This is a genomic window from Caballeronia sp. ATUFL_M2_KS44 (assembly GCF_023630965.1).
Taxonomy (GTDB): domain Bacteria; phylum Pseudomonadota; class Gammaproteobacteria; order Burkholderiales; family Burkholderiaceae; genus Caballeronia; species Caballeronia concitans.
In genome coordinates this window covers 22530-38555 of sequence record NZ_JALQEA010000058.1, presented here as the reverse complement: position 1 = coordinate 38555, position 16026 = coordinate 22530, and the positions used below count along the sequence as shown (strand labels likewise).

Genomic DNA, 16026 nt, shown 5'->3' with positions numbered 1-16026 from the left:
AACTGAAAGCTCCTGAATCATGCGAAAGCTGACTTTGTCGCGATAGTAGTCTTCGTGAAAGACGCGCGTCTATATGCCGTGCAGCATTTACTTCAAAACGCAGCCGATCAGTCGCACAGCACGGTGGCCGCGTCTTTGCGTTCGACGGTGAGATTGACCGAACGCGCGCCGAGCGGCCGCGTGCGATGCCGCGTGCCCGCCGGCACGGTCAGCATTTGGCCCGCGTGCAGTTGCACGGCGCGGTCATCGAGATCGATCACGAGCGTGCCCTCGACGACGATGAACGTTTCGTCCGAATCCGGATGAAAGTGCCATTTGTAAGGCGCGTGCATCACGCTGATGTGGATGTCGTGATCGTTGACGCTCGTAATCACGCGATTCATGTAGCCATCGCGCACGGCGTCCGCGATGGCTTCGGGAGTGATGGGCTGGATCATCGTCGGCTCCTTTCAAAAGAGCAGGCTAATCCGGCGCGCATCGATCGGGCAAACGAATCGTTTTGGCGTGTATGTGAGCCGCTTTCACATCGCGCTGGCCGGGGTCATCGCGCCGCCTTCGACGCCATGCATCACCGCTGCGATGTTGCCCACGGCCGGCTGCACATAGACGGGCGGCGGCGCATCGAGCGGCAGCGGCGCGGGACCTGAATCGGTTGCTTGCGGATACACCGGCACCGGAGGCGCGCTTTGTCCGCTCGACGCGACCGGAAAGAGCGGCCCGCCCACGATGCCCACGCCGATGAACGGATGCGCTTCTGCCGCCGTCATGAATCCCGCGCTCAGTGCGAGCGCCAGCGCGATGTGTCGAATGGTCTTCATCTCGTTCTCCTTGAGAGCTGCTGTCCGGTTCGTCGATGAAACCATTTTGCAGCGCGAGAATGAGCGAAGAATGAGGACGCGTCAGAAGAGTGCGGTGTCTAGCGGAAGCAGGCTCGCCCACTTGACCGCGGTGCGCCGCTCGATGCCGTCATCGTGAATGGAACGAATCATCACACGCTCGCCGCGCGCCTCTCCCAATACTTCCACGATGCGGTTACGATAGCGCGCGAGTGTGCCTCTCGGTGGCTTGCGCGGCTCGCGTGTCTTGCGGCTGGCGCTCCTTCGGACGAATACGGCGTGCATGGGCGTGAAGGCGGTGAATGACGGCGCCATCATAACGATGCCCGCGCCCGCGCTCAAACGACAATCCCTCAATATTGCGACCCGCCACACCATGCGTCGAACCATTGTCCGCAATTCGCCCGTTCATGGCCGGGGCGTGTTCGCCCTCGCCGATCTGCCCGCGGGCGCCATGCTCTTCGAATACAAGGGGCAGCGTCTGTCGTGGAAGGAAGCGCAGCGCGCGTACGAAAAATCCAGCGCGGAAGACGGCCACACTTTTTTCTTCGGACTGGACGATGGCCGCGTGATCGACGGCGCGCGCGGCGGCAACTCGGCGCGCTGGCTCAATCACAGTTGCGCGCCGAATTGCGAAGCGGAGCAGGACGGCGAGCGCGTGTTCATCCGCGCCATCCGCGCAATCGGCAAAGGGCAGGAGTTGTTCATCGACTATCAGTTGACGGTCGAAGGGCGGCGCACGGCGGCGCTCAAACGGCTTTACGCCTGCCGATGCCAGGCGAAGCAATGCCGGGGCACGATGCTGTCGGACGGCTGAGCGTTCATCGTTCGAGCGCCTTGGCCACGAGCGGCGCCACCGCCTTCCGATACATCCCCGCCAGTTCGCGCGCGCGATGCACGAGCGCATCGAGGTTCGCGTCGAGTGCATCGTGCATCGCGGCTGCGAGGTCGTCGATCCGCACCGTGCGCGGCATATCTTCGATCTCCCACGTCTGCGCATACGCGGCCTGTTTGCCGATGCGCGCCGTATCGTCCGAATGAACGATGTTCACGCGCGGCAACGCATACGCCATCGCGACGATGCGTCCGTGCAGGCTGCTGCCCGCGAATCCCGCGCTGTGCGCGATGAGCGCGCAGATGTCCCACACGTCGAGCGAACGGAAGACCGTCACATCGCGATGACGCATGCGCGCCGCGAGGCGCTCGTACACGGCGATGTCGTCGTGCCACGTCGCCGCGCCCGCGCGGAACAACGCGATGCCGAAGCCGCTCTTCGCCGCGAGCGAATCCAGTTGATGCGCAAGGCGCGCGAGCGTGGCGTCGTCGCCGAAATCCGCGCTGAATTGCACCGCGACGTAGCCGCGTGCAAACGCGTGCCGCACGTTCGCCACGGCGTCGTGGCGCGCGCGGGCGCGAATGCGCTCATCGAATAGCTCCGCGACGATCGACACCGGATCGGGCATCAGCCGCGCCGCGATGCCCGCCGCTTGCAGCGCGTTTTGCGTGTGCATGTCGCGCACGCCGATGAAGTCGGCAGAGCGGAGTTTCGTCAGGACTTCGGCGCGAAAGGCGGCGTCGCGCGAATCGAGCATCACGCCGCCGATGGCGTTGCAGCATATCGACGACGCTCGCGCGAACGTCTCGCGCCCGGCGATGTACGGTGCAAGCGCGCCGGTATGAAGCGTCGCGCGCGCCCATGCGCGGCGGTCGTCGGCCCGTGCGCCGTGACGCGCGATGCACGCTTGCGCGTCCTCGGGCCGCGTGAACATCACGGCAGCTTCCCAGGCGTCGCAGGTCAGCACTTCGCCGCCCGCGTGGATGACGCTGACGGGCGCATCGCGCCAACGCGCCGCGAGCGGGGCCAGAGCCGCGACGTCGTGACCGCCGCAGTCGCGCAGATCGCGCGCCGCGAGACCGGCGATGACCGGCTGCGCATCCGGCCGATGCTCGCGCAGCAATCGCGCGATGACGTGCGCGAACAGGATGTCGCCGAAGTTGTGCCGGTCGAAAGCGCCGAAAACGATGACGGGCCGCGGCGCGAGCGCTTGAGCCGAAGCGTTGGGCAAATGGCCTCCTTGGTCAGCGATTCGTTGTCCATCGGAACGCGGACGCGCCGTCAAAGCGTCACGCGCGTCACGCCGCCGCTCGACAGCAGGCGAACGCGCTCGCCGGCGTAGAACATCTGTCCATCGTCGGCCTGGGTAATCGCGCGCAGATCGCCGTTGGCGAGCCGCACCGTGATCTCCACTCCATGATGGCGCTCGAGCCGCCCTTGCACTTCATCGCCCGCGACGGCGCCCGCCAGCCCGCCGATCACGCCCGTCAAGAGCGAGCCATGTCCGTGCCCGAACGCGCTGCCCGCCACCGCGCCGAGCAACCCGCCGCCGATTGCGCCGAATGCGTTCGGCTGGCCGTTGCCGGCATCGATCGTCACGCCGCGCACGCTCTCGACGGTCGCCATGCGCACCGTCTGCTCGCGCTGCGTCTGGAGGTTGCTGTAGACATCGGCGGAATCGCCCATGGTCGCGCAACCGCTCATGCCCACGGTGCAGGCGGCCGCCAGCGTGCAGACCGCGATGATCGACTTGTTCATGATTTTCTCCTCGGCGTGTGATGGGTTGGAAGGCATCGTAGCCACGCCGAATGAGCGCGAAATGAGGACGAAATGAGGACGAGCGGCGACGTGGCGCGCGGCTGATTCCGGACCGCGCACACGCCGTTCTCTTCGACGGTCGGAAATAACGGCCGCATCCGTCGCCGGGCGTTGACGAAAATGATTCGCACAGCGCTTACATCGCGCGATTCGTATCCTAAGATTCTTCTCACCGCAGGCAGCGGCATGAAAGGCACGCGTCGGCTCGACCGCCGCAGCTTCGGCGAAAGTAGTCGTGTTGTTCGAAAAAGAGCTTTCCCAAGTGTCAATAACTGGAGACAACGAATGAACGCAACTTTCAAGCTTTTGCCGTTGGCCGTCGGCGCGATGCTCGCCTGCCTGCCCGCCGCCCGCGCGGCTCAGGACAACGTCAACGCGCTTTCGAATTTCCGGCAGACGGGCAACACGCAGCCGGCCGAGACCATTCCCCAGACCGGCAAGACCGCCGACGCGCTGCGCGACAACCTCAAGCAGATCAAGCTGCCGCCCGGCTTCAAGATCGAGCTGTACGCGGTCGTGCCCGAGGCGCGGCACATGGCGATCGAGCCGTCGACGGGCGTCGTGTTCGTCGGCACGCGGAAGAATCGCGTGTGGCAGGTGACGGATCGGACGAAGCAGCGCGTGGCGAGCGATGTCGTGCAGTTCGCGTCGTCGGTGTCGTTCAAGGTGCCGAACGGCGTGTGCTTCTCGCCCGACGGCGTGCTCTACGTCGCGGAACAGAATCGCGTGCTGGGCTTTCCCGCCGCGCAGTTCTTCGGCGAGGGCGGACCGGACGTGGCGGCGGCCGTCGTCGTGCCGCAAGGCAAGCTGATACCGACGCAGTTCGAGAGCTTCAACCACGGCGCGCGTGCGTGCCGCGTCGGACCGGACAAGAAGCTGTACATCGCGCTCGGGCAGCCGTGGAACGTGCCGCCGAAGGACAAGCTCGCGGAACTCGACCGCAACGGGCTCGCGGGCATCATCCGCATGGATCAGGACGGCAAGAACCGCGAAGTCTATGCGCATGGCGTGCGCAATTCCGTCGGTCTCGACTTTAATCCGAAGGACAAGACGCTGTGGTTCACGGACAACCAGGTCGACGGCATGGGCGACGACACGCCGCCCGGCGAACTGGATCACGCGACGAAGGCCGGCGAGAACTTCGGCTTTCCGTGGTACGGCGGCGGCAAGGTGCGCACGGCGGACTACAAGGACCAGAATCCGCCGGCGGGCGTGGTGTTCCCGCAGGTCGAATACGCGGCGCACGCGGCGGACCTCGGCATGTCGTTCTACACGGGCAAGATGTTCCCGCAGAAGTATCAGGGCGGCATCTTCGTGGCGGAGCACGGCTCGTGGAACCGCACGAAGCCGATCGGCGCGCGCGTCATGTACACGCAGATCAAGGAAGACGGCACGGCCGGCGAAACCGAGATCTTCGCGGAAGGCTGGCTGACGGACAGCGGCGAGTACATGGGCCGTCCGGTCGATGTGCAGGTGCTGCAGGACGGCTCGCTGCTCGTTTCGGACGACTACGCGGGCGCGATCTACCGCATTTCGTATTCGGGGGCGAAGTGAGGCGCGCGGCGGTCGCGGGCGCGCTCGCTTGCGTGCTGCTGACGCTTTCGCACGCGTCGCTCGCTGCCGGCGATGCCAAGGCGGGGCGCGCGAAGGCGGCGCAGTGTCAGGCGTGCCACGGGCTGGACGGGATGTCGAAGCTGCCGGAAGCGCCGAATCTCGCGGGGCAGACGGAGGAGTATCTCGCGAAGTCGCTCAACGATTTCCGGTCGGGCGCGCGCCAGAACGAGTTGATGTCGGTGGTGGCGAAGGGCTTGTCGGATGCGGATATCGCGAATCTGGCGGCTTACTATCACGGGCTCGGGAAGCAGTGACGGGCTTCCGGCGCGTGTTGCCGGGCGACATCGAATTTTTTCGGGTAAACGCTTGACTTGGCGGACTAAGGGTTTATACTAGCTCTTGTCTCCTCCATGTCTCAACCGATGTGGATTCAAGCCCGCTCAATGAGCGGGCTTTTTTTTGGCCTCGTGGTTTGTGAGTTCGCGACGGCCTCGGTCTCGCGTCCGATCCCTTGGTTGTCCACAATTTCAGTGGGCAAGCATGTGGATATCCTGAGCAACACCGCCCCAACGCGTTGATCCGAAACGTGTTTCGCGTCCCGTGCGCGTGGCGTGCGGGTCGTTCAGTCGACGACCTCATCGGAGGAAAGATCGGCCCCATGAACGCCGCCAGCCCCCTTCTTTTCCACAGAAAAAGTGGAAGACCCTGTGGATATCCGTCTAGCCAACCGCCTAACGCGTTGATCCCAAAGCACTAACCGCCCGCGCCGCACAACGCGCCCGCATCGGTTAGCGGCCATCAACGACCTTCAGGCGCGCACGACGCCAGCATCGCGCCCACGCGATGAATCTCCGCACCGATCATCGATTGCGGCGCAGTCACGGCGTCCAGTTCTTCGGCGGCGGAGCGCGGCATCGCGAAAGCAATCGTGCCGGCCGCGACCAGCGCCACGATCATCGATAAGAACCAGGAAAAGACGTACATCGCCGGCACCTCGCAGGAAACTCGTCGTCTGGATCGGCGCTCGCGAACGTCAGCGCCTCATGTGCAGAGTAGAGCCCCGCAGCCGCGCAGACAGCCCCGCGGAAGGAGGGACTTGAAGGAGGGAAAGGGAATCAGCGCGTGTCCGGCGCCGGAACCGGCGACACGCCTTGCGCCCGCGCGGCGTCGTCCTGCGCGCGCATCGCGCGTCGAAAGCCTTCGCGTTCGCGCAGCCGCGTCCAGTATCGGGCGATGGAGTCGGCGAATCGCTCGCTCAAGCCCAAATGTTCCGCGAGCATCAGCGCATAGCCGACGGAAATGTCCGCCGCCGTGAAACGCCCCGCGCACAAGAAATCCTGACGCTCCAGCAGCGGCGCGAGCGTGCGCAACCGCGCGTGAAACCACTTCGCGTAATCTTCGGCGACTTGCGGCTGTCTGCGCTCCGGCGGCTCGAAATGCGTGTAGCGCAAGACGAGCGTCTGCGGAAACGTGAGCGTCGCTTCGCCGAAATGCAGGAAATTGAGATAACGCCCGAAATCGGCCTCGTGCGGGGCGACATCGAGCGCGCCCGCCGAATAGCGCGCCGCCAGATACTGGCAGATCGCCGCCGATTCCGTCATGAAAAGCGCATCGTCCTCGAAGGCGGGAACGGTGCCAAGCGGATTCACATCGAGATAAACACGCGCCATCATGCGCGGCGGAAACGGCAGCATTTTCAGCGCGTACGGCACGCCGATTTCCTCCAGCGCCCAAAGCGGCCGGAACGACCGCGCGCTGACGCAGTGATGCAGCGTGATCACGCCGCCGCTCGCTGCCGAAAACTCACGAGAGCCACGACGGCTTGCGCTTCTCGAGGAAACTGCGCACGCCCTCGCGTCCTTCGTCCGATGCGCGGATGCGCGCGATGCGGTCGGCGGTATCGGAGACGAGCACGTCGTCGATGGCGCGGTCCGCGAGTTCCACCACCAGCCGCTTGCACTCGCGCACCGCGTTCGGACTGTTCGACGCGACGCTCGCCGCGATGCCTTCGACAGTTTGATCGAGCGCATCGCTCGCGACGACCTGATGCACGAAGCCGATGCGCAATGCCTCGCCCGCATCGAAACGCTCGGCGCTCACGAAGTACCGATGCGCGGCGCGCGCGCCCATCGCGCGGATCACGTAAGGGGCGATCGTCGCGGGCATCAGGCCGAGTTTCGCTTCGGAGAGGCAGAACTGCGCCGTATCGGCGGCGACCGCGATATCGCACGCGGCGACGAGGCCCATGCCGCCCGCGTAGGCATCGCCCTGAACGCGCGCGATCACCGGCTTCGCGCTCGTGTAGATGGTGTTGAGCATGGTCGCGAGGCCGAGCGCGTCCGCGCGGTTTTCGGCTTCCGTGAAGCCCGCCATGCGCTTCATGTAATTGAGGTCCGCGCCCGCGCAAAACGCGGGGCCGTTCGCGGCGAGCACGATCACGCGCACACTGGCGTCGTCGTTGAGCGCGCGGAAAGCGGCGGTCAGTTCGACGATGGCCGCGTCGTCGAACGCATTGCGCACGTCCGGGCGATCGAGCGTCACGCGCGCGACAGGACCATCGACCGCGAGCTTCAGGCGTTGCAGGTTCATTGCGTCGCTCATGCTTTTCGTCTCCGTTGGCGCATCGCTTGAGCGTCGCTCAGGTTTCGCACGCGCCGTCTGTTCAGTTGCGACCAGTCTCCACGATAACCGCCCGCATCGTCAACTCGGCCACGTGAGCGCGACTCACACGATGCGCGCGGATCGTTGCTATCCATCATGTCACGAAGCCGCCGCGCGCGAACGCAATATACTCAGCTATATTACGGTGCTCGCGCGGCTACCGCGCCGTCCATCCAATAACAAAGGGGCTTCAAATGAAGAAAGGTTTCATCCGCACGATGCTTTCCGTTGCGCTCGGCATGGCGTGCGCGTCGGCGTTCGCAGGCGAAGTGCAGGTCGCGGTCGCGGCGAATTTCACTGCGCCGGTGCAAGCCATCGCCGCCGACTTCGAGAAGGACACGGGCAACAAGGTCGTCGCTTCCTACGGCGCGACCGGCCAGTTCTACGCGCAGATCAAGAACGGCGCGCCCTTCGAAGTGTTCCTCGCCGCCGACGACACCACGCCCGCCAAGCTCGAAAACGAAGGCATGACGGTGCCGGGCAGCCGCTTCACCTACGCGACGGGCGCGCTCGCGCTGTGGTCCGCGAAAGACGGCTACGTCGATGCAAACGGCGACGTGCTCAAGAAGAACGCGTTCACGCATCTCGCTATCGCCAATCCGAAGGCCGCGCCGTACGGTCTCGCCGCGACGCAGGCGCTCGAGAAGCTCGGCCTGACGCAAGCGGTGTCGTCGAAGATCGTCGAAGGACAGAACATCTCGCAGGCGCAGCAGTTCATCGCGACGGGCAACGCGGAACTCGGCTTCGTCGCGCTGTCGCAGATCTACAAGAACGGCAAGATCACGAGCGGCTCGGCGTGGATCGTGCCGGCGTCGCTGCACGAGCCGATCAAGCAGGACGCAGTCATTCTCGAAAAGGGCAAGGACAATCCGGTCGCGAAGCAATTCACCGATTATTTGAAAGGCCCGAAAGCCGCGGCCGTCATCAAGTCCTTCGGCTATCAGCTCTGATCCAACCATGCCGATCGATTCCGCCGATCTCCAGGCTATCGCGCTGACGCTCGAACTCGCGTCGCTGACGACGGCGCTCTTGCTCGTCATCGGCACGCCGATCGCGTGGTGGCTCGCGCGCACCGCGTCGCGCTGGAAAGGCGTCGTCGGCGCGGTCGTGGCGTTGCCGCTCGTGCTGCCGCCGACGGTCATCGGCTTCTATCTGCTCGTGCTGTCGGGGCCGAACGGCTTCGTCGGCAAGCTCACGCAGGCGGCGGGCATCGGCTTGTTGCCGTTCACGTTCGCGGGACTCGTCGCCGGTTCGGTGCTGTATTCGATGCCCTTCGTCGTGCAGCCATTGCAGAACGCATTCGAAGCGATGGGCCGCCGCCCGCTCGAAGCCGCCGCGACCTTGCGCGCCGGTCCGTGGGACACGTTCTTCGCGGTGGCGCTGCCGCTCGCGCGGCCGGGCATCGTGACGGCGGCGATTCTCGGCTTCGCGCACACCGTGGGGGAATTCGGCGTCGTGCTGATGATCGGCGGCAATATTCCGGGGCGCACGCGCGTGGTGTCCGTGCAGATCTACGATCACGTCGAAGCGCTCGAATACGCGCAGGCGCATTGGCTCGCGGGCGGCATGGTGCTGTTCTCGTTCGCCGTTCTTCTCTTGTTGTATTCGACGCGCCGACCCGCCGCCGTCCATGTCTGAACTCATTTCATCCCGCGCGGCGCTCGACGGCGCGACGAACCGCGACAACGCGAAAGCCATCGAAGCACGCTTCGTCGTCGAACAGGGCGGCTTCACGCTCGATCTCGACCTGACGCTGCCGGGACGCGGCATCACCGCGATCTTCGGCCATTCCGGTTCCGGCAAGACGACGCTGCTGCGCTGCCTCGCGGGACTCGCGCGGCCGAAGAAAGGACGGCTCGTCGTCAACGGCGAAGTCTGGCTCGACACCGAACGCCGCATCTTCCTGCCGACGCACAAGCGCCCGCTCGGCTACGTCTTTCAGGAAGCGAGCCTCTTTCCGCACTTAAGCGTGATGAAAAACCTGCGCTTCGGGCTCGACCGCGTGCCGGCCGCGATGCGCCGCGTCGATCTGATGCACGCGGCGGAACTGCTCGGCATCGCGCATTTGCTCGACCGGATGCCGGCCGGGTTGTCGGGCGGCGAGAAGCAGCGCGTGGGCATCGCGCGGGCGCTGCTCACGAGTCCGCGTCTGTTGCTGCTCGACGAGCCGCTCGCATCGCTCGATCAGAAGCGCAAGCTCGAAATCCTGCCGTATCTGGAACGCCTGCACGACCAGCTCGACATTCCGATGCTCTACGTGAGCCACGCGCCCGAGGAGGTCGCGCGGCTCGCGGATCATCTCGTGCTGCTCGACGGCGGCCGCGCGATCGCGAGCGGTCCGATCACCGAAACGCTCGCGCGGCTCGATCTGCCGATGGCGCTCGCCGACGACGCATCCGTCGTGCTGGAAGGCGTCGTCGCCGGCTACGACGCGCGTTACCAGCTCTTGACGCTCGCGCTGCCCGGCGCCCGCGCGACGCTGACCGTGGTCCACGCGCCGGCCGGCATCGGGCAGACAATGCGCGTCGCCGTCAAGGCGCGCGACGTGAGCCTCATCACCGGCGAGCGCGGCGACACGCAAAGCAGCGTGCTGAACGTGCTCGCGGCGACGGTCGTCGCGATCGCGGCGGACACGCATCCGTCGCAAGCCGTCGTGCGGCTGGACATCGACGGCTCGCCGCTGCTCGCGCGCGTCACGCGCTATTCGCTCGACCGGCTGGGGATCGCGGCCGGCATGCGCGTGTGGGCGCAGGTCAAGGCCGTGTCGCTGCTTGCCTGAGCGCGAGGTGCTGCAAGAGCATGATGGTCTTGCCATCGACGATTTCGCCGCGCGCGATCATCGACATCGCCTCGTGCAGCGGCAGTTCGATCACTTCGATTTCCTCGCCTTCATCGACGACGCCGCCGCCGTCGCCGATACACATCGCGCTTTCGTACTCGCCGAGGTAGAAGTAGAGCTTTTCGGTCACGGAACCGGGGCTCATGAACGCCTCGAAAATCTTCTCGATGCGTTCGACGCGATACCCCGCCTCCTCCTCGATTTCGGCGCGGATGCGCGCTTCCGGCGATGCGTCGTCGAGCAGACCGCCGACCGCTTCGATCAACATGCCGTCGTGGCCGTTGACGAACGCGGGCATGCGGAACTGGCGCGTGAGCAGCACGTTGCCGGTGCGCGGATCGTGCAGCAGAATGGTCGCGCCGTTGCCGCGGTCGTAGGCTTCGCGGCTCTGGCGCTGCCACGCGCCGTCGCGTCGGCGGAAATCGAAGATTACCTTTCTGAGCACGTACCAGTCGTCCGACAAGACCACCGTATCGACAATTCGCACGCGGTCCTTCGTCGCGATTCCATCCGTCATTCGAGCCTCCTCCGATCAGTTTTCCGACGATAGCGCCGTCACTCCGGCCGCCGATTATTACCGGGTAACGCGCCGAAAAAAACATCGGCCGCGATGTGATTGAAATTCTTCCGCAACTGGCATAGCGTTGAAAAATGCGCCGGACGGGGTTCGAGCGGGAGTCCAAAATTTCCTGCGAAGAAGCAACGGCGCGGGATTTTTTCTGGAGAACGTCGTGAATCGCCTCAAGGCTTTCGTTGCGGTGTCGGTGCTCGCGTCGGCGGGCGTGGCCGCCACCGCGCATGCATACGGCCATGTCGGAGTGTGGATCGGCGGGCCGCTGTATTACCCGGTCGCGCCCGTGCCGTATTACTACTATCCGCCGCCGCCCGTCGTGGCCGTGCCCGCCGCGCCGACCGCATACGTCGAGCAAGGCCAGCCCGCCGCCGCGCCCGCGCAGCCGAGCGGCTCCTGGTACTACTGCGACGGCTCGCGCACCTACTACCCGTATGTGAAGGAATGTCCCGGCGGATGGCGCGAAGTACCGGCGCAGCCGCCGCCTTCGCCCTCGAATTAAAAAACGCAGTCATGGCAAAGTCACTTTCATGAATTATCGAAGGCTCGTTATTCTTCTTTCGCTTACCGGCCTGACCGCGTGCACGGTGATGCCCACCGGACCCAGCGTGATGGCGCTGCCCGGATCGAGCAAGACGTTCGATCAGTTCCGCGCCGACGACGCATCGTGCCGGCAGTTCGCCTTCCAGCAAGTCGGCGGCGTCAGCGCGGATCAGGCGGCGGCGAACAGCGCGGTCGGCAGCGCGGTGGTCGGCACCGCCATCGGCGCGGCGGCGGGCGCGGCGTTCGGCGGCGGATCGGGCGCGGCCATCGGCGCGGGCGCGGGGCTGCTCACGGGCAGCGCGTTCGGCGTCGGCGCGGCGCAGACATCGGGATACGGCGTGCAGCGCCGTTACGATTACGCGTATCTCCAGTGCATGTACGCCGCCGGCGACAAAGTGCCGGTGTACGGCCCGATGCGCACCGCTCCGCCGAACGGCGCTTACTCCACGCCGCCATTGCCGCCGCCGGGCGTTCAGCCGCCGCCGCCGTCGAGTTGACCGGGCACACGTGTCTTAAAGAGTTAGTGGCGCGGATCGTTGGCGGGACGCGAACGCGGATGCACCGGGGCGACAAGCCCCGGTGCCACAAGCAGCCCGATCACCCAGCCGATGTAAAACCGCAGATCGCTCCAGAATTCCGCTCTCTCGTAGACGCGAAACGCCTGGACGTGCGCGAGCCACAGCGCCGTTTGCAGCAAGCCTGTGAGCACGAGCCACGTCAGCGCGATCACGCCGGTCGCGCGGGCGCAGCGTTCGAACGTCGATGCATCCCACTGTTGCCGCACGATCACGCAGCCCGCGAGCAGAATCAGCATCGCGGGGATGAAGCTCGTGATGAGCACGCGCGCTTCCCACTCGAACACGACGCCGCATAGCAGCCCGACGACGACCGCGAATATCGCCGACGGCCACGCGATCCACGCCGGGCCGCGCGCCGCGAGCCACGCTATCGTGATGACGAACGGCAGCGCCGCCCATTGCAGCGCGAGTGCCACGGCCGTCGCGAGGTTCTCGCTTGCCTGCTCGTTCGAATGGCTCGCGGCGACATACACGGTGATCGCCTCGTGCACGCACACGGCGACGAACGCGAAGCTCAGCGCCTCGCAGGCGGCGAACGCCGGCGATTTGGCTGCGCGTTCATGCGCGGAATCCGATGCGAGGCCGCGCACGCGCTCGAGCACCGGATCGACGAAAAACGCGAGGATCGCGCCGATCAGCAGCGCGGCGGCGGCATCGGTGAGCGAAAAATGTCCGAAGAGGGAGAACAGGCCTTGCCAGAGAAACTCGGGCGCGGCGGCGCAGATGGCCACCCATAACGCAAAAAAGAAGCCGTTCGATGCACGTCTGAGCGGCATGGCCACCTCGATGCGGGTTGAAACTCAGCTTCCCTCGGGCAAAGCCGCGCCCGCCACGCGCGCGGCGATCGCATTGCGCACGCGCGCGAACAGGTCGGCGGGAATGTCGAAGCACTCGTACGCGAGCGCTTGCGCGACGGTCACGACTTTCATTTCCTCGTAGCGCCGGCCGCTGCCGATCATCGCTTCGAACGCATTGGCGCGCTCGTTGATTTCGATAGGATCGGCGTTCACGAGCAGGACCGCGTGCGCGAGCACGGCATAGTGCGGCGCGTCATCTTCGTCCGGTCGATGCGGCACGCGTCGCCAGTACTGCGCCGTGCCCGCGATCTTGCGCGCATCGCCGCCGGGGCCCCACGCGAGGTTGAAGCGCCCGTCGCAGAACGAGCCTTCCACGGCCTTATAGTGCGTGAGGACGCCGAGCGTGTTGAGCGCATCGGCGAGGATGCCGCACAGGTGCAGATAGACCGGCTCGGCGAGCGCGCCCATCGTCGCGCGAACAGGGTAGGCAAGGCTCAGATTCAGGATGCCGGGGCCTTGCGGCACCAGCCCGCCGCCCGACAGTCGCAGCCGGACGGGGCAGCCGCGTTGCGCGAAGGCCGCGCGGGCATCGGCGAGCGGCGCGTATCGCTGATAGCTGCGCGGCACGATGAGCGATACCGGCGCGGTCCACAAATGCGCAACGGCATGGCCGGCGCCGGCGCGCGCGAGAAGCGCTTCTTCGGCGTCGAGCGGATCGCCGGGAAGCGAAGCGGAGTCGAGCAGTTCGAAGGGCATGAGATGGATGCTTGGCCGCGCCGCCATCGACGCTATGTCGCATGGTAGCGAAGAACGGCGGCGGCGGCCAAATGCGCGGCGGCGTCAGCCTTCGGCGCGCTTGACGTGCTCCTTCAACAGCGCGTTGACGTCATTCGCCTTCTCCATCTGGCTCATGTGGCCGGCGTCGTCGAAAACGCGCACGGTCGCGTTCTTCGGTGCGCTTTGCGCATGAGCCGCCGGAATGATGCGATCCTGCGCGCCCCAGATCACGAGCACCGGCTTGTCGGACGCGCCTGACGCTATACCCCGCGCCGGCTGCGCGCCCTGCTTGCCGCCCGCGAACAGCGCGCCGCCGAGCGCGGTCAGCGCTTCGCTGACGCCATCGAGCCGCTTGTACTTCAGCAGGTCGTCGAGCATCTGACGGCTCACGAGTTCCGGATTCGCGAACAGCAATTCGACGACCGGCTTCAACTCGCGACGCGACTGCGCGTTGACGAAGCCATCCGTGTACGCGTTGTTGATCTCATCGCCGAAACCGGCCGGCGAAATCAGCGCGAGCGATTGCACGCGCTCCGGCGCATCCACGGCCAGTTGCGCCGCGATCCCGCCGCCGAGCGAGTGCCCGACGAAATGCGCGCGATCGATGCTCACCGCGTCCATGAAACGCGCGACGAACTGCGCCAGCTCGGGGAGCGTCGTGCCGGCCAGGCGTGGCGTCGATTGCCCGTGCGCGGGTAAATCGAGCGCGAACACGCGATTCTGATCGGCGAGCGCATCGAGATTGAAGAGCCAGTTGTCGAGATCGCCGCCGAATCCGTGGATGAACAGCACTGCGGGCCGGCTCGCATCGTCGCCGCCGCGCGACGCGTAGCGCACGCGAATGCCGTCGACATCGACGAAGTGATACGCCGACGCCGCTTCCTCGCCCTCGCCTTCCTCATCGGCGGGCGTCACGTACGACGACACGTAGGCGTCGATATCGGCGTCGCTCACTTCGGCCGGCGCGAGCACGCCGAGCAGCGCCTTCACGGGCAGCGTATCGCCCGCCGACGCCACGCGGCGCCTGAGCAATCCCGCGTCCGGCGCTTCGACCGCGTTGGCGATCTTGTCGGTTTCGACATCGAGAATCGGCATGCCGACGGTGATCTGCGCGCCCTCTTCCACGAGCCACTCGTTCACCGTGCCTTCCTTCATCGACAAGCCCCATTTGGGCATCACAATTGGAGTGATTGCGCTCATCAGTGCTTGCCTCCTTTCATGGTCTTGCGGGCGGCGTCGGCAATCTGCGCGGCGCCCGGAATGTACAGGTCTTCGAGCGTCGGCGAAAACGGCACCGGCGTATGCGGCGGCGCGACCATTTCGATGCCCGCCTTCAGCGCGCCGAACGCCTGTTGCGCGACCTGCGCGGAAATGTCGGTGGCGATGTTGCAGCGCGGATTCGCTTCATCCACGACGACGAGCCGCCCCGTGTTCTCCACCGTTTCGAGCACCGTGTCCATGTCGAGCGGCGACAGCGTGCGCAGATCGACGACTTCCGCTTCGATGCCCTCCTTCGCGAGCATCGACGCCGCTTCGAGCGCGCGATGCACCATCAGCCCGTACGTGACGATCGACACGTCACGGCCGTCGCGCACGATGTTCGCTTCGCCGAACGGAATCGCATACGAGTTCTCCGGCACTTCGCCTTCGAAGCCGTACAGGTTCTTGTGCTCGCAGAAGATCACGGGATCGTTGTCGCGGATCGCCTGGATCAAGAGGCCCTTCGTATCGTACGGCGTCGACGGGCACACGACCTTGAGGCCGGGAATATGCGTGAAGATCGGCGTCAGCATCTGGCTGTGCTGCGCCGCCGCGCGAAAGCCCGCGCCGACCATCGCGCGGATCACGACGGGCGTTTCCGCCTTGCCGCCGAACATGTAGCGGAACTTGGCGGCCTGATTGAAGATCTGGTCGAAGCACACGCCCATGAAGTCGATGAACATCAGCTCCGCGATCGGCCGCATGCCGCACGCCGCCGCGCCGATCGCCGCGCCGACGTACGCGGATTCGGACAGCGGCGTGTCGAGCAGCCGGTCGCCGTGCTTCGCGTAGAGTCCCTTCGTCACGCCGAGCACGCCGCCCCACGCGTCTTTCTCGCCGTCCGCGCCTGCGCCGCCGACGATATCCTCGCCCAGCACGATCACGCTCGGATCGCGGGTCATTTCCTGATCGATGGCTTCGTTGATCGCCATCTTCATGCTCAGTTTGCGGGCCATG

At 65.7% G+C, this 16026-nt stretch carries 21 protein-coding genes; 8 read left to right on the top strand and 13 right to left on the bottom strand.

What is annotated here, in order from left to right:
* Window positions 1-107: 107 nt before the first annotated feature.
* From NCR39_RS25980 to NCR39_RS25970, 3 genes are all read right to left on the bottom strand, one after another.
* The gene (locus NCR39_RS25980) at window positions 108-437 is read right to left on the bottom strand and encodes a cupin domain-containing protein (protein ID WP_250455260.1); all 330 of its coding nucleotides are present in this window, start codon (window positions 435-437) and stop codon (window positions 108-110) included.
* Between the two features lie 84 nt (window positions 438-521).
* Window positions 522-818, bottom strand: a complete 297-nt coding sequence (locus NCR39_RS25975) for a hypothetical protein (protein WP_250455258.1) — start codon at window positions 816-818, stop codon at window positions 522-524.
* 81 nt (window positions 819-899) lie between these two features.
* Entirely contained in the window at window positions 900-1178 is a 279-nt protein-coding gene (locus NCR39_RS25970; RefSeq protein WP_250455256.1) for a hypothetical protein, read from the bottom strand.
* Window positions 1179-1212: 34 nt separating this feature from the next.
* On the opposite strand from NCR39_RS25970, the gene NCR39_RS25965 reads away from it, so the two are divergent.
* Window positions 1213-1653, top strand: a complete 441-nt coding sequence (locus NCR39_RS25965) for an SET domain-containing protein (protein ID WP_250455255.1) — start codon at window positions 1213-1215, stop codon at window positions 1651-1653.
* Between the two features lie 4 nt (window positions 1654-1657).
* Here the strand turns inward: NCR39_RS25965 and NCR39_RS25960 are convergent, their stop codons facing one another.
* Both NCR39_RS25960 and NCR39_RS25955 read right to left on the bottom strand, forming a co-directional pair.
* On the bottom strand, window positions 1658-2902 hold the full coding sequence (locus NCR39_RS25960) for a polysaccharide pyruvyl transferase family protein (RefSeq protein WP_250455253.1): 1245 nt from the start codon (window positions 2900-2902) through the stop codon (window positions 1658-1660).
* Window positions 2903-2952: 50 nt separating this feature from the next.
* Complete coding sequence (locus NCR39_RS25955) at window positions 2953-3429, bottom strand: outer membrane lipoprotein (RefSeq protein ID WP_250455251.1); 477 nt, start codon at window positions 3427-3429, stop codon at window positions 2953-2955.
* Window positions 3430-3774: 345 nt separating this feature from the next.
* Between NCR39_RS25955 and NCR39_RS25950 the strand changes: the two genes are divergently transcribed.
* Together NCR39_RS25950 and NCR39_RS25945 are read left to right on the top strand one after the other, a co-directional pair.
* A complete protein-coding gene (locus tag NCR39_RS25950; protein WP_250455249.1) occupies window positions 3775-5043 on the top strand; it encodes a PQQ-dependent sugar dehydrogenase in 1269 nt (422 codons plus the stop codon).
* Entirely contained in the window at window positions 5040-5357 is a 318-nt protein-coding gene (locus NCR39_RS25945) for a c-type cytochrome (RefSeq protein ID WP_502800284.1), read from the top strand. The genes NCR39_RS25950 and NCR39_RS25945 overlap by 4 nt, the downstream gene beginning before the upstream one ends.
* Before the next feature lie 484 nt (window positions 5358-5841).
* Here the strand turns inward: NCR39_RS25945 and NCR39_RS25940 are convergent, their stop codons facing one another.
* The 3 genes from NCR39_RS25940 to NCR39_RS25930 all read right to left on the bottom strand — a co-directional run bounded on the left by NCR39_RS25940 (window position 5842) and on the right by NCR39_RS25930 (window position 7644).
* The gene (locus NCR39_RS25940; protein WP_250455247.1) at window positions 5842-6027 is read right to left on the bottom strand and encodes a hypothetical protein; all 186 of its coding nucleotides are present in this window, start codon (window positions 6025-6027) and stop codon (window positions 5842-5844) included.
* Window positions 6028-6158: 131 nt separating this feature from the next.
* Entirely contained in the window at window positions 6159-6824 is a 666-nt protein-coding gene (locus NCR39_RS25935; RefSeq protein WP_250455245.1) for a glutathione S-transferase family protein, read from the bottom strand.
* A 22-nt stretch (window positions 6825-6846) separates the two neighbouring features.
* Entirely contained in the window at window positions 6847-7644 is a 798-nt protein-coding gene (locus NCR39_RS25930) for an enoyl-CoA hydratase/isomerase family protein (protein WP_250455243.1), read from the bottom strand.
* A gap of 254 nt (window positions 7645-7898) precedes the next feature.
* On the opposite strand from NCR39_RS25930, the gene modA reads away from it, so the two are divergent.
* Genes modA through modC form a run of 3 tightly spaced genes read left to right on the top strand, consistent with a single transcriptional unit; the run spans window position 7899 to window position 10483 of the window.
* On the top strand, window positions 7899-8654 hold the full coding sequence (gene modA, locus NCR39_RS25925; RefSeq protein WP_250455241.1) for a molybdate ABC transporter substrate-binding protein: 756 nt from the start codon (window positions 7899-7901) through the stop codon (window positions 8652-8654).
* 7 nt (window positions 8655-8661) lie between these two features.
* A complete protein-coding gene (gene modB / locus NCR39_RS25920) occupies window positions 8662-9342 on the top strand; it encodes a molybdate ABC transporter permease subunit (protein WP_040052637.1) in 681 nt (226 codons plus the stop codon).
* Window positions 9335-10483 (top strand): molybdenum ABC transporter ATP-binding protein, encoded by a 1149-nt coding sequence (gene modC / locus NCR39_RS25915; RefSeq protein WP_250455239.1) that lies wholly within the window; start codon window positions 9335-9337, stop codon window positions 10481-10483. Before modB ends, modC begins: the two co-directional genes overlap by 8 nt.
* On the opposite strand, the gene NCR39_RS25910 is transcribed toward modC, so the two are convergent.
* A complete protein-coding gene (locus NCR39_RS25910; protein ID WP_250455237.1) occupies window positions 10458-11060 on the bottom strand; it encodes an NUDIX domain-containing protein in 603 nt (200 codons plus the stop codon). The two genes, modC and NCR39_RS25910, sit on opposite strands and share 26 nt — an antisense overlap.
* Window positions 11061-11274: 214 nt before the next feature.
* Between NCR39_RS25910 and NCR39_RS25905 the strand changes: the two genes are divergently transcribed.
* Window positions 11275-11616: a hypothetical protein gene (locus NCR39_RS25905; RefSeq protein WP_502800283.1), complete on the top strand. Its 342-nt coding sequence runs from the start codon at window positions 11275-11277 to the stop codon at window positions 11614-11616.
* A 28-nt stretch (window positions 11617-11644) separates the two neighbouring features.
* Window positions 11645-12154, top strand: coding sequence for a glycine zipper family protein (locus NCR39_RS25900; RefSeq protein ID WP_250455236.1), 510 nt, complete (start codon window positions 11645-11647; stop codon window positions 12152-12154).
* Window positions 12155-12177: 23 nt separating this feature from the next.
* Here NCR39_RS25900 and NCR39_RS25895 read toward each other — a convergent pair whose 3' ends face one another.
* The 4 genes from NCR39_RS25895 to NCR39_RS25880 all read right to left on the bottom strand — a co-directional run bounded on the left by NCR39_RS25895 (window position 12178) and on the right by NCR39_RS25880 (window position 16025).
* Entirely contained in the window at window positions 12178-13011 is an 834-nt protein-coding gene (locus NCR39_RS25895; protein ID WP_250455234.1) for a hypothetical protein, read from the bottom strand.
* Window positions 13012-13035: 24 nt separating this feature from the next.
* Window positions 13036-13788: a lipoyl protein ligase domain-containing protein gene (locus NCR39_RS25890; protein WP_250455232.1), complete on the bottom strand. Its 753-nt coding sequence runs from the start codon at window positions 13786-13788 to the stop codon at window positions 13036-13038.
* 84 nt (window positions 13789-13872) lie between these two features.
* Window positions 13873-15009, bottom strand: coding sequence for an acetoin dehydrogenase dihydrolipoyllysine-residue acetyltransferase subunit (locus NCR39_RS25885; protein ID WP_250455230.1), 1137 nt, complete (start codon window positions 15007-15009; stop codon window positions 13873-13875).
* On the bottom strand, window positions 15009-16025 hold the full coding sequence (locus NCR39_RS25880; RefSeq protein WP_250455228.1) for an alpha-ketoacid dehydrogenase subunit beta: 1017 nt from the start codon (window positions 16023-16025) through the stop codon (window positions 15009-15011). The genes NCR39_RS25885 and NCR39_RS25880 overlap by 1 nt, the downstream gene beginning before the upstream one ends.
* Window position 16026 lies beyond the last annotated feature (1 nt).